Here is a 13760-nt window from a genome sequence, read left to right as displayed (position 1 = left end):
TTAAAATAAGTTCAATTTTTATGAAAATTAATTCAATTTCGTTTAGATTTCGTTGATATATTGTTTTTTTAATCCCTTGATTAAGATGTTTTATATCTGTCGGTGATGAAGCAAAAAATGCTTTACGATAAAAAATGACTTGATTTTATATAAATCTGTTTACAAAATCCCCTTACCCAGAAAATGGCCTGCCTGATAAATTCATTTATCTATTGAGGCGGAGGTTGTCGGTTTTCTCTTATTTTCCGCTTGGTTAGTTCCTGCTTTGAAATATCTGAATCCGGTTTTGTTTCTGAAATGCGTTGTGGCATGAACATCATGCCACTTATTCTATTTTATTGTTGAGGAGTCACTTATGACACATAGTTTTCAAAACGAGATCCCTAAATCGCGTATTAATATCAAATTGGATTTGCATACAGGAGGCGCGCAGAAAAAAGTTGAGTTGCCGCTGAAATTATTGGTAATGGGAGATTACAGCAACGGGCAGGAACAGCGCCCTCTCGCGGAAAGAAAAAAGGTGGCTATCAACAAAAATAACTTTGATAGCGTACTGGCTGAATTTAGCCCCTCGGTTAATTTGACGGTTGAAAATACGCTGGCTGGAGATGGCAGCGAGGAGAATATCGCTCTTACTTTTCGGCAAATAAAAGACTTCGAGCCTGAACAAATCGCTCGCCAAATCCCGCAACTGCGGGCCTTGCTTTCGATGCGCCATCTATTGCGCGATTTGAGATCTAACCTGCTTGACAACGCCACCTTTCGCCGGGAGCTGGAACATATCCTCCAGGATCAAGCACTAAGCGATGAACTACGGGCTGAACTGGCTGCGCTGGCGCCAAAAACTATTTGATTATTAGGTATTTAAATCAGGAGATAGGATTAATGACTATACAAGAACAAACCACTGCGGCGGCAGTAACGACAACTCACGCCGAAGGCAGTGTTTATCAATCGTTATTTAAAAAAATCAATTTACAGCCGGTAGAGCAGTTAAGCGATATTGAATGCTTTCAGAGCAGTGATGCGCTGGCTGATGTGACAGCGGACGAGCGAGTCACGGCGGCAGTTAGCGTTTTTCTTTCTGTGCTGAAAGCCTCGGCGCAAAAGGTTAAACGGCTGGATAAAGCATTATTGGATAACCATATCCGCGAGTTGGACGAACAAATCAGCCGTCAATTGGATGTGGTCATGCATCACCCTGAGTTCCAACAGGTGGAATCTGCCTGGCGTGGCCTGAAATTCTTGGTTGATCGTACTGATTTTCGTCAGAACGTCAGAATTGAAGTGCTGGATGTCGCCAAAGAGGATTTACGGCAAGATTTTGACGATGCGCCGGAAATTGTTCAAAGCGGTTTCTATCATCACGCTTACATTCAAGAATACGATACGCCGGGCGGCGAACCTATCGGATCGGTAATTGCCAATTATGAATTTGATGCCGGCACGCAGGATATTGCCCTGTTGCGTAATATTGCCAAAGTCTCAGCGGCGGCGCATATGCCATTCATTGCGGCTATCGGCCCGGCCTTTTTTGGCAAACAAACGATGAATGAAGTGGCCGCGATTAAAGATATCGGTAACTACTTTGACCGCGCCGAATACATCAAGTGGCAAGCCTTCCGCGAAAGTGATGACGCTCGCTATATCGGCCTGACTTTCCCCCGGGTGCTAGGGCGTTTGCCCTATGGCCCGGACACCGTACCGGTGCGGACTTTTAACTATGTTGAAGAGGTTTCCGGTCCGGATCACAATAAATATTTATGGACCAACGCCGCCTTTGCTTTTGCCGCAAACATGGTCAAGAGCTTTGTCAGTAATGGCTGGTGCGTCCAGATCCGTGGTCCAAATGCGGGGGGAGCGGTGACGGATTTGCCGATCCATCTCTACGATCTGGGAACCGGTAATCAGGTCAAAATTCCATCCGAAGTGATGATTCCAGAAACCCGCGAGTTTGAATTCGCGAATCTGGGCTTTATTCCGCTTTCATACTACAAAAACCGGGATTACGCCTGCTTCTTTTCCGCCAACTCGGCGCAAAAACCGGAGTTGTATGACACCGATGAAGCGACGGCTAACAGCCGTATCAATGCGCGTCTGCCCTATATTTTCCTGCTGTCGCGCATTTCCCATTATTTGAAACTGATCCAGCGAGAAAACATCGGCACCACCAAAGATCGACGCCTGCTCGAAATTGAGCTGAACAACTGGATCAACAGTTTGGTGACTGAAATGACCGATCCTTCCGATGATTTGCAGTCTTCTCATCCGCTGCGTGAAGCGCGCGTCATTGTTGAAGATATTGACGACAACCCAGGTTTCTTCCGGGTCAAGTTGTATGCGGTGCCGCATTTTCAGGTAGAGGGACTCGACGTCAATCTCTCTTTGGTTTCTCAGATGCCGAAGACTAAAGGTTAACCATAGGGGGAACATCATGAAAATTGATCGTCCGCTATGGATGACAGGAACCATCTTGTCTCCCCAACAGTTTCAGCAGCAGGCTCGTTGGGAGGCATATGCCAATGAGTCTATTGCTCGTCTGGGACTGGCGCATCCTTGGGGCGTGCTGACCGCGGTGTTTGATCAAGACACCTTAGCGTTGGGGCAATTGAAAGCGGATCACCTGTGTGTGCGTTTTGCCGATGGATCGCTGATTGACACCGATCGGGCGGATCGTTTACCGCCGGTGCTGGAATTGGCTGCCGTTTTGCCGACAGACGCGCAGCAGGTCACGGTCTTGCTGGCATTGGCGCATACCTATGCCAATGGCGGTAACTGCCTTAAACCGGATGAACGCGCTGATCGTCCGGTGCGTTATCAGCAAGAGTGGGTGCCGGTACAGGATGAATTCAGTGATCGCGTTGAATCTATGGCGGTTGCCCGTTATGCGATATCCCTGCGTTTTGACAGCATGGACAACGGTCAGTATCTCACCTGCCCGGTGGCGCGTCTGTTGCGTGACGCTCAAGGGAAATGGACCCTTGATGAGCAATTTGTGCCGCCATTACTGAGTCTTAACGCGCATGCCGATTCGATAACTCGGCTCGATCGATTGTTGACGCAGTTACACGCTAAACAGGCTCGATTGATGACAATGCGCCGAGAGAGTAACGAACGGATGGCGGATTTCGCGGTGGCGGATGTGTCGTTGTTCTGGCTGCTTAACGCGCTTAACAGTTATGAACCGATATTGAGTGATTTTAAGGCTCACCCAAATGTGCATCCAGAACTGTTCTACCGTGAAGCGGTAAGGCTGGCGGGCAGTCTGTTGACCTTTTCACTGGACCATAACGCCGGGGTGATCCCGCGTTATCAGCACGATAATTTGACGGCGGTACTCCCGCCGCTATTTGACTTGCTGAGTCAATTGCTGGAGATCAGCTTGCCGTCGCGGATGGTGACGATTGAGTTGAAGAAACCATCAGAACAGCAGTGGATAGCCACTCTTCACGATGCTCGCTTATGTGAAGCGGCGGATTTTTATCTCTCTGTCCGCTCTTCCATACCGGCGCACCAGTTATACACCCGATTCCCGCTGTTATGTAAAGCCGGGGCGCCGGACGAGGTTGACCGGATGATTAGCCGGGCATTAACCGGCATCCCCTTAGTCGCGCTTAGCCATGTCCCGGCCGCGGTCCCGCTGCGGCTGGAGAACCAGTATTTTGCTCTTGATCTCACCCATCCGGCGGGCAAAGCGATGCTGGCGGCAGGGAGTTGTGCCTTCTACGTGCCCGGGGTACTGGGCGATATTCAGCTTGAACTGTTTGCGGTATTGAGAACATGAATAAATCACCTTTATTAACTAAAACATCGCCACCGGATATCGATGCTTTGTTACAGAACAGCTACTTATTGGTGGCACAGCTTTGTCAGAGCGCACCGGTGGAACAGGCGGATGTGGTGTGGCAGCACTGCACCAGCGAGATAGAACAGACACGGCAAGCGCTGCGTGACGCTAATGTCAGTGAATCCGCGATTAATCATATCAGCTACGCCCACTGCGCCTTGCTGGATGAAACCGTGCTGGAACGGGCGCCGGAACAGGGGCATGCCGCCTGGCGGGCAACATCATTACAGGAGCATTTCTTTAATACCGCCGAGGCCGGTGACCAGTTGTATGAACGGATGCGCACGGTACTGCATGAACCGGCCCCCGATCGGACAGTATTGACCTGTTTTCACCGCGTATTGCTGTTGGGATTTCAGGGAAAGTGTCAGGAGGATACCGCACTGATACGTGAACAACTGGTAGACCGCTTACGTCAACAGGTTGTCCCTTTCGGCACGGCTCAACAATCACCGGCGTTAACCAATGCGTCATCGTCCCGTTGCTGGCTGCGTTCCACAGCCAGCCAATTGGTCGTGATGGTCTCCGTGGTGATCATCGTATTGTCCGGTGTCCGGTGGGGGATAGGTCACTATCTGGCAACGCTATTTCCGGGGTTGGCGAGATGAGTGTCATGTTGCAGCGGGTGTTATGGGGATGGGGAGCCGGGCTGGCATTGCTGCTCTGTCTGGTCTGGTTGCCCTTATCGCCTGTGAGCCGGTGGGTAGGGATAGTCATTATCCTGTTCTGCACGCTGGCGGGACTGTTTTATAGCGAGCGTTCTCGACAGCGGGAGCGCCGTAACAGCCTGTCAGCGGTGCTGCCGCCTGAAAGTGATCGCCTCCCGGTAGTGTTGGTATATAGCGACATCCAGGACAGCCTGTTTGGTGATGAACTGCTGCGTCAAACGCCACAAGGTTACTGGTTGTGCTTACCGTCAGGGACTTCTCTGTCTGACGGGGTAGCAAGCTTGCTGGCTGCCCGGCCCTCTTGGGGCGGCCAGTTAAGTGTGATGGCGGTGATAAACCCGCAGCAATACCGTGACGCCGCCGTGTTAGCGGGTTGGGTGCGAGAACTACGTTGGCAGCTATCCCTAGTGCGTCGACAACACGCTATCTCGCTGCCTTTACTGCTAGCGGGCTACTTAGCCGGACCATCCCGACAACCTGATGATTCACCGTGGTTTGAGTGGCAATCAGGACGGACCACCGTAACGGCCTGGCGCGAAGGCGCCTCTTTTCAACCACTCGCGGATTGGTTGGAACAGGGCACATTGGCGCAACAGATGGCGCGTTTTCCGCGTGGGGTTGAGTTGACTGGCTGGGCTGATTGGATGAAGGCGCATGTACTGCCCGTCTGCCTGACCCCGAAAGATGGTTTATCACCTTGTCCGCCGCTGGCAATGGTCTTGAAGTTTGTACCGGCGTTACCGCATTGGTTAACCGGCCATGTCTGGCAACAGTGGTTACAAACCAAAACAGCGCTGAACCGGGCGGGCGATCCGGTAGTCACATCGGGCGCCGGTGATGCTGCCGCGACATTGCCATTCCCGGACAGCGTATTACGCCTGCTGCCTACGGCTACGGCACAAGCACCCGTTCGACGGGCGATAGGTATCGCACTGGGGCTGTTTCTGCTGGCGGGCATCACTGCTCTAGGTTGCTCGGCTTGGCATAACTGGCAGTTATTACGTCAGGTGGAGAGTGACCTGCTGCATTACCAGTCCATTGCCATGACGGATGATAGCCGCAAGGCACAGGCGGCGGCAGTACTGAGTCGTGACGCTGATCGGCTTGAGAAGTATCACCGGGATGGCGTGCCGTGGCGTCTGGGATTGGGGCTATATCAAGGGGCGCGATTACGCCCGCCATTACAGGCGGCCATTGCCGATTATCAAGCTAAACCGAGGGAGAAAACGCCGGTAACGCCGGTGGAACCACAGACCATCAGCCTTAACAGCCTGGCGTTGTTTGATGTGGGACAGGCGAAACTGAAAGCGGATTCAACCAAAGTGTTAATCAACGCGCTAATAAACATCCGAGCCAAACCGGGCTGGATGATCCTCATCACCGGCTATACGGATGCCACCGGTGATGCCACGAAAAATCAGGCGCTGTCACTGGCACGCGCCGAAGCAGTTCGCGATTGGCTATTACAAACCAGCGACCTATCGCCGGCTTGCTTCACTGTACAAGGCAAGGGAGCAACGAGTCCGATCGCGACTAACGCAACCACTGCGGGGCGAGCAGCCAACCGCAGGGTTGAAATCCGTCTGATACCGCATGCGGCCGCCTGTGCGCGACCGCAGAAAGTACCGGACACATCAACAACGTCGCCGCTACAGGCGACATCACTTAAGTAACAATTAGGAGTAATCATTATGGCGATTCCCGCTTATTTATGGCTGAAAGATGACGGCGGCGCTGACATCAAGGGCTCTGTCGATGTACAGGGCCGGGAGGGCAGCATTGAGATTGTGGCGTTGGAACATATGTTGCACATTCCGACGGACAACAACACCGGCAAACTGACGGGTACCCGTGTGCATGCTCCGCTGGTATTCACCAAAGAGGTGGATGCATCAAGTCCCTATTTGTATAAAGCGGTCACCACCGGCCAGACCCTGAAATCCGCTGAAATCAAGTGGTACAGCATTGATGACGCAGGTCAGGAGAAAGAGTACTTCATCACCCAACTGGACAACGTGAAGGTGGTGAAAGTGGCGCCGCTGATGCATGACATCAAAGACCCTGCCAAAGAGAAGCACAACCATCTGGAACGCATAGAGCTTCGTTACGAAAAAATCACCTGGACCTACAAAGACGGCAACATCATTCACGCTGATGCGTGGAATGAGCGCACGACGGCGTAGCAAGTGCGGCAGACGGTTTAATCCGTCTGCTGTTTTTTCATTTTTTGTCTAATCGCGGGGGGCGGGAGGCCCCGCGATAAAAAACTTAAAACCAGATAAATCATAACCTTATGGGCCTCGGTATACGGCTATGGGCGGTAGCGTACCCAAACGACTGAGGAATAATCGGAAGAAAATATGACAAATTCAACACCGATGATCATCTTTGATCACAGCCGCTACAGACTAAAAGTGTGGGGCAATAAAGTCCCGCTGGATGTACTGGCCTTTAGCGGGCAGGAAGCCTTAAGCCAGCCGTTTCGCTATGCCATTGAATTCACCAGTGCGGAGAAAGGGATTGAACCGGCACAGATGCTGATGCGGCAGGCTGCATTTACCCTGACTTCGCCTGAGATCAATCCGGGTATCCGGGGCTGGCCGATCGAACCGCCGGCGCCATTGCGCTCGGTTTACGGGGTGATAAGCGGTTTTAAACTGCTCTCCACCTCGCGGGACGAAAGCCGTTACGAAGTGACGCTAGAGCCGCGACTGGCGTTGCTGGCGAGAAGCCATCAATACGCCATCTACCAAAAACTGTCGGTGCCGGAGATTGTGGAAAAAATCCTGCGGGATCGTCACGGATTTCGCGGGCAGGACTTCCTGTTCAGTCTGGCGTACAACTACCCGAGGCGGGAACAGGTGATGCAGTATGGCGAAGATGACCTGCGTTTTATCCAGCGCCTGCTGGCGGAAGTGGGGATCTGGTACAAAGTGACCGCCGATGACCGGTTAAATATCGATGTGGTGGAGTTTTACGACGACCAGCGTGACTACCAGTTCAACGTCTACCTGCCTGCCCGCAATCCATCGGGTATGCACGGCGAGGAGGACGCCGTGGTCTGGGACATGGAAACCGCGTATCAGGTGGTGGAGGGAAAAGTCGCGACCCGCAATTATGACTACCACGATGCCCGGCCGTATCCCGGCCTGAACACCGAGGCGGATGTGGCACGGGGCTACCGCACCACCTATGGTGAAGCATACCATTACCGTGATGACTACCGGATACCCGGCGACCGTTACGCCTATCAACCGGAGACGGAAAGTGGAGTGTTTTATGCCCGCCTGCATCACGAGCGTTACCTGAATCAACGCATTCGCCTGCGGGGAATGACCACCTCCGCCACGCTGGTGCCGGGGCAGGAACTGAAAGTGAAAGGAGACGCCCCGGAAGCGTTTCGCAAAGGGGCGATCATCACCCAGATCACCAACAGCGCTCGCCGGGACAGCAGTTTTGAAATGGCGTTCACCGCCATTCCCTATTCCGAAACCGTCTGCTTTCGCCCGGAGAGGGTGCCGAAACCGGTGATGGCGGGCACGATACCCGCGCGGGTGAGCAGCACGAAAGTGAATGATACCTACGGCGACATCGACAAAGACGGCTTATATCGGGTGGCGTTTAACTTTGACCGGGAGAAATGGCCGCAAGGGGAAGAAAGCCTGTGGGTGCGTCTGGCGCGTCCGTACGCGGGGGAAACCTATGGCTTTCACTGGCCGTTGCTGGAAGGCACCGAAGTGGCGATCGCCTTTGAAGGGGGCGACCCGGATCGGCCCTACATCGCCTATGCCCTGCATGACTCGGAGCACCCGGATCACGTCAATCTCTACAACTACAAACGCAACGTTCTGCGCACCCCGGCGAATAACAAACTGCGGATGGATGACGAACGCGGCAGAGAGCACATCAAACTGAGTACCGAATACGGCGGTAAAAGCCAGTTGAATCTCGGCCATCTCGTCGATAGCCAGCGCCCACACCCGGATAAACGGGGTGAAGGCTTTGAGCTACGCACCGACGACTGGGGCGCGATTCGGGCCGGTAAGGGGTTGTTTATCAGCGCGGATAAACAGGCCCGTGCGGGTGGCGAGGTGCTGGAGATGGCACCGGCGATCAGTCTGATCAAAGGCGCGGTGAATCAGGTGCGGGAGTGGGGAACGGTGACAAAAACTCACCTGAATCATCAGCCGGATACTGAAAGCCTGAAAACCTATTTACAGCATGTGGATCAACTGAAAATGGCGGCCATGCTGCTCAGTGCGCCGGAAGGTGTGGGGATTGTCAGTCCGCAGACCGTGATGGTGCAAAGTGGTCAGGCGCTCTATGCCCAAAGTGCGGGTGAAGTACATATCGCCAGTGCCAACCGGATTGGGATGAATGCGACACAGGCTATCTCCCTGCTAGCACAAAACGAGGGGATGCGTCTGGTGTCAGGGAAAGGGCCGCTCACCATTGAATCACATGGCGATAGTTTAGGTATCACCTCATTAAACGATGTCACCGTCAATTCAACGCAGGGCCATGTCCAGATTACGGCGAAAAATGGCCTGACATTGGCGTGTGGCGGCGCATATATCCGCCTCTCTCCGGCAGGAGAAATTGAAATTCACGGGCCGGGCCTGTTAAGCCTGAAAGGGCAGCACAAAATGACGTCACCGGCGAAACAGGACTTTCCTTTGCCTGACCTGCCTGAATCGGTGTGTAAAACGTGTTTGGAAAAAGCGCAGAAATTGGCGCAAGGGTTTTCTTTGAGGAGTTAACCAATGAATGACCATCAAATAGCTGACTGGATTGCATCACTTGCATCGTCTGTAACGGAAATCGGAATAAGTTGTATCGATATGATTGTGGATCAATCAGGGGGGCAGTTCCCCCTGATCCCGGCATTAAAAAGCTTTTCATCTGAGATGGATTGGTGCTCGCTATTTCAGGGATTGCCGGAGGAAGTTGTGACAGATAAAGCACCGATCTTAATTCGGATTGATTTAACACACGCTGTTCAACGGCAATGGATGAGTGAAATCATGATGCGCTTAGGTAGAAAACCTGTGTTGCTGGTTTTATGTTCTTCATGGTCGTTTGATCGCTTGTCCCAACATTTAATTCAGTGCGTGGATGCCGCCTATGCCGGAAAAGGGGGGATCTTACGTTTTTATGATCCACGTATTTTTCCCGTGCTGTTTTCCCATGTATTGGACAAGGAGCAGCAACAGCAATTTTTCAGGCCCGTGCTGTTCTGGAGTTGGCTTGATCGTGATGGGGCTCCGCATGTTATCTGGAGTGAAGGCCATGCAGAGCCGGTTGATGAAACCGTTCAGAAAATCGATCTCACAGATGAACAGTTAGAACATCTTTCGTGCGTTTCTGATGCTCACATACTGATGCTGAAACTGAGTAATCAGGACGAATATTCAGCATTTTCCCGTGAACAACTGTTCGACAGTTGTTATGCCCTAATGGTAGAGGCATCTGGTAAAGACATTTTACTGGATGGCGACAGAGAGTCATTCGTACTTAAACACCTCAAATCCCGATTATTGTCATTAAAGAGTGTAGAAGATGAAAAAACAACAATTGAGGCTGGCAGTTTTATGCCTGCTATTGGTCGCCTGTAGCCAGTTTCCGGCACAGGCGGGAGTAATTATCGCCATTAATCATACCAAATGGGCGATTAACCGGTTCAGTGTGGATGATCAACCGGGTATCGACAGTATCGGCCCGTATCAGGGCGGTGGTGGCGGTTGTTGCTATCGGGCCCCGGAGAAATGGCGTCCGGGGATGACGGTTAAGGTGGATTGGGAGACCGGTGTCGCTTTTTCCGACGATTTTCCCGGCTATGAAAATGATGAGAAGTATTTGGCGTGGAGGGACAAGATTAATGCCCAGAAGCGCCAGCATAGCCAGGTAGTGCCTGTACCTGATTATACCGGGCAGCGCACCTGCGGCATTACAGTGCACTTCTTACCTTGCGATCAGGTCAAAGTTACCACCTCGTGTAACACCTACGGTAGTCCGAACTACCCAATTAAAGAACCCTTGCAAATGAAGGAGCCAAAAGTATGTCCGAAATAAAGCATATAGGCACCTCAAGTCCAGATTGTCACTAATGTGAAGGAGTAGAAGATGAAAAAACAACAATTGAGATTAGCGGCTTTATCCCTGCTACTGGTCGCCTGTAGCCAATTTCCGGCGCAGGCCGGAACCATTGAAGCGATTAACCATACCAAATGGGCGATTAACCGGTTCAGTGTGGATGGTGAGCCGGGTATCGATATTATCGGCCCGTATCAGGGCGGTGGCGGTGGTTGCTGCTATCGAGTTCCAGATAAGTGGCGGCCCGGGATGACGGTTAAGGTGGATTGGGAGACCGGTGTTGGGGATATGGGGGGATTTCCCGGTTTTGCAGATAGAAAAAAATATTTGTCATGGAGAGAGAAAATTAATGCCCAGAAGCGCCAGCATAGCCAGGTAGTGCCTGTACCTGATTATACCGGTCAACGTACCTGCGGTATTACGGTGCACTTCTTACCCTGTGATCAGGTAAAAGTCACTACCTCGTGTAACACCTACGGTAGTCCTAACTACCCAATTAAAGAACCCTTGCAAATGAAGGAGCCAAAAGTATGTCCGAAATAAAGCATCATGATCTGGTCTGGTTGCCAGCCCCTTTTCCGGCTCAGGGGCGGTTACCTGCCAAAAGTTATCTGTTGGTGGAAAACTGTCAGCAACAGGACAGTCAGGAAAAAGCTTATTATCAGGAACTTTGTCTGGCCGCCAATCGCCGGGTGATCCGTCCCTGTTGTAATACGTTGCATGTCAGCCTGTTTTTTGACGGCACCGGCAATAATTTATATAACGACCTTTATCAGGCTGTTCCTAACCATCCGACCAATGTTGTCCGCCTTTTTCAGGCGACCGTTGGGACGGGTTATGCCGGCGGGGCATCAGGTAAGCCGTTACTGGATGATATTGATAGCACCGGAAGAAAGTATTTTAAATATTATATTCCCGGCGTGGGAACCCCTTTCCCGGAAATTAATGAGCTGGATTACAGTAAATTGGGGCTGGCGACAGCTAGCGGAGGTGAGGACCGGATCAATTGGGCATTACTGCGGTTGATTGATGTATTAAAGCGCGTATTGGTAAACGACAAAGTTGATGATGTTGCTTGTCAAAAATCCCTGAAAGCGATGGCAACCACATGGAATATGCTGGAGTTAGGCGGCAGTAATAACCGCTATGAGGAGTTTTATAAGCAGTTTGCGAGCTTAAAACGTGAACTGAAGATAGCCCGCAGTCAGCCGGGGCGGGGTAAGTGTAAGTTGTTGGGCATGAAATTGTATGTATATGGTTTTTCTCGGGGGGCTGCGGAGGCACGGACTTTTGTTAACTGGCTGACCGAACTGTTTCCACCGTCGAGAGATGCGGGCCAGAAACCGGCTCAATGTCTGCAACATAAACACGATACAGACCCGGATAGCAATTTACCCATCAGCGTAGAATTTCTCGGATTGTTTGACACGGTGGCGTCGGTCGGGGTGCCCCATATGATCCCCGTTGTTGAAGGTCATATGGCCTGGGCAGACGGCACGCAGGAACTGCCCTCAGAGGAGACTTATAGTGGTCTGGTGAAACGTTGTGTGCACCTGGTCTCGACCCATGAACAGCGGTTGTGTTTCCCGATGGATTCCATTCGCCGTTCGGATGGCACTTACCCGACAGGCAGTACCGAGGTGATTTATCCCGGTGTGCATTCTGATTTGGGCGGTGGTTATCCACCCGGAGAACAGGGTAAGGCGATAGGAGAAACGGATGGACTCCTTTTGTCACAAATTGCTTTGCATGAAATGTATGCGGCAGCGTTTGAGATTGGAGCTCCATTGAAAGTCCCTAAAGATATTTTGCCACAAGAGTTATCTCAATATAGCTGGCGTTCTATGCCATCAGATGTCGGTGATGAATTTGATATTGACACACAATTAGTCAACCGCTTCAACGCCTGGCGTCAAGTCACCTTGGGTTTGGAGATGCCCAAACAACCCCTGTCAGATGAAGACGCGGCTCGTTTTGAACCGGTGCGGGCCTCTGTGGCATTGGAACAGGCGATGCAAAACCAGATGAACTGGCTGACGGCCTGGCGTATCAATCGCTACGCCAACGGCATGCTGCTCGGTGCGCCGTTTTTTCATGAGGCGCCTAATCGTGATGCGAAAAAGGCGCATTATGAACAGAGTGAACAGGCGCAAAAAGCGGCGCAACAGCAGGTGGAGGCTAAACGGAAAGCGCAGTGGAATGAATTTTTTCGCGATGGAGGAAAGACGCCGCCGTTGTTAATGCAGGGAGTGCCGGATTTCGACCCGGAAACCGCCCAGAACCAGTTGCGGGAAGCGGCAGCGGAATTTCGCAGCGACTACCACGGTGACAGGCGGGAACAACGCAGTGGGTGGCAGTTTGCCATCGATACCGTGCCACGTCACGTAATTTACATGTTGGATGATCATGATGACCTCCTGGAGTATCTGCAAATGAAAGCGGCGGGAGAGCGGTTGGTCAAACAGCTTTTTCGGCCTGTTCCGGCGGCAAAACCCGGTCAACAGGAATCGCCCGAGTCATTGTTGATCGCCTTATATGACAATCAGGTTCACGATTCCCGTGCCTGGTTTATGTACTCGACATTCGGTTCACGTGAACCGCTGGGAGGCTATTTCCGCTACCGAATAATTTACTTCGGTACAATTTGCAGCAGACCGCTGTCACTCCTGTCGGTGGCTGGCACTGTGGCGGGATTCGTGTCGCCAGCGCTAGGCGGTATACTGTCTTCCTTGAAACAGAAAAAAGTCGCCAACACGGTGGTGGAGGTTGTCGACAAAGTGTCCGAGAGCCTCGCCACTGAGCGGGAAGTGACCGTGCAGTATTTAACTTCCGGCGATCTGATCACCCTGTTGGCAGGACCGGAGTATAGAAAAGCGTTCACCCATAATGTGGGCGAAATGACCCGTCAGCAGAGGGAATTTCTCAAAGAGCGGCGGTTGCAAATGACCAAAGATAATCTCAAAGCGCGTTGGGCGGGAAAAACGTTGGAACCGACCCCATTCAAGGAGCCTGAGAAATGAAAAACGTAATTCGTCAATGGTGTTGATACGGCGTGAGATTGAATAAGAAAATACCTTACTCATTTTATTCACTATCGTAGCAATTTATACCCTGTAGCAGTGATATTTCCCTGCCTTTTATTATCTCGTTTT

At 51.8% G+C, this 13760-nt stretch carries 11 protein-coding genes; all 11 read left to right on the top strand.

All coding sequences use genetic code 11. From position 1 onward, the window contains the following. Nucleotides 1–355 precede the first annotated feature (355 nt). The 11 genes from tssB to C6H66_RS13785 all read left to right on the top strand — a co-directional run bounded on the left by tssB (nt 356) and on the right by C6H66_RS13785 (nt 13628). Nucleotides 356–853, top strand: coding sequence for a type VI secretion system contractile sheath small subunit (gene tssB, locus C6H66_RS13835; protein ID WP_040149457.1), 498 nt, complete (start codon nt 356–358; stop codon nt 851–853). A 32-nt stretch (nt 854–885) separates the two neighbouring features. Further along, nucleotides 886–2418 carry a type VI secretion system contractile sheath large subunit gene (gene tssC, locus C6H66_RS13830; protein WP_105395876.1) on the top strand — a complete coding sequence of 511 codons (1533 nt, stop codon included), beginning with the start codon at nt 886–888 and terminating at the stop codon, nt 2416–2418. Nucleotides 2419–2434: 16 nt separating this feature from the next. After that, nucleotides 2435–3784, top strand: a complete 1350-nt coding sequence (gene tssK, locus C6H66_RS13825; protein ID WP_036812462.1) for a type VI secretion system baseplate subunit TssK — start codon at nt 2435–2437, stop codon at nt 3782–3784. After that, complete coding sequence (tssL, locus tag C6H66_RS13820; protein WP_105395875.1) at nt 3781–4455, top strand: type VI secretion system protein TssL, short form; 675 nt, start codon at nt 3781–3783, stop codon at nt 4453–4455. The genes tssK and tssL overlap by 4 nt, the downstream gene beginning before the upstream one ends. After that, a complete protein-coding gene (locus C6H66_RS13815; protein ID WP_105395874.1) occupies nt 4452–6188 on the top strand; it encodes an OmpA family protein in 1737 nt (578 codons plus the stop codon). Before tssL ends, C6H66_RS13815 begins: the two co-directional genes overlap by 4 nt. Before the next feature lie 18 nt (nt 6189–6206). Beyond that, on the top strand, nt 6207–6698 hold the full coding sequence (locus C6H66_RS13810) for an Hcp family type VI secretion system effector (RefSeq protein ID WP_036779179.1): 492 nt from the start codon (nt 6207–6209) through the stop codon (nt 6696–6698). A 177-nt stretch (nt 6699–6875) separates the two neighbouring features. Further along, nucleotides 6876–9275, top strand: a complete 2400-nt coding sequence (locus C6H66_RS13805) for a type VI secretion system Vgr family protein (RefSeq protein ID WP_105395873.1) — start codon at nt 6876–6878, stop codon at nt 9273–9275. 3 nt (nt 9276–9278) lie between these two features. Further along, nucleotides 9279–10130 carry a toxin Tle1 chaperone Tla1 gene (gene tla1, locus C6H66_RS13800; protein WP_105395872.1) on the top strand — a complete coding sequence of 284 codons (852 nt, stop codon included), beginning with the start codon at nt 9279–9281 and terminating at the stop codon, nt 10128–10130. Beyond that, a complete protein-coding gene (tli1a, locus tag C6H66_RS13795; RefSeq protein WP_105395871.1) occupies nt 10075–10587 on the top strand; it encodes a Tli1a family immunity protein in 513 nt (170 codons plus the stop codon). Before tla1 ends, tli1a (C6H66_RS13795) begins: the two co-directional genes overlap by 56 nt. 51 nt (nt 10588–10638) lie before the next feature. Then, complete coding sequence (tli1a, locus tag C6H66_RS13790; protein ID WP_105395870.1) at nt 10639–11151, top strand: Tli1a family immunity protein; 513 nt, start codon at nt 10639–10641, stop codon at nt 11149–11151. Beyond that, complete coding sequence (locus C6H66_RS13785; RefSeq protein WP_105395869.1) at nt 11139–13628, top strand: T6SS phospholipase effector Tle1-like catalytic domain-containing protein; 2490 nt, start codon at nt 11139–11141, stop codon at nt 13626–13628. The genes tli1a (C6H66_RS13790) and C6H66_RS13785 overlap by 13 nt, the downstream gene beginning before the upstream one ends. Nucleotides 13629–13760 lie beyond the last annotated feature (132 nt).

The sequence above is a fragment of the Photorhabdus hindustanensis genome, from assembly GCF_002968995.1.
Lineage (GTDB): Bacteria > Pseudomonadota > Gammaproteobacteria > Enterobacterales > Enterobacteriaceae > Photorhabdus > Photorhabdus akhurstii.
Note: the sequence above shows the minus strand (reverse complement) of the source record. Positions and strands in the feature narration are given on the sequence as shown.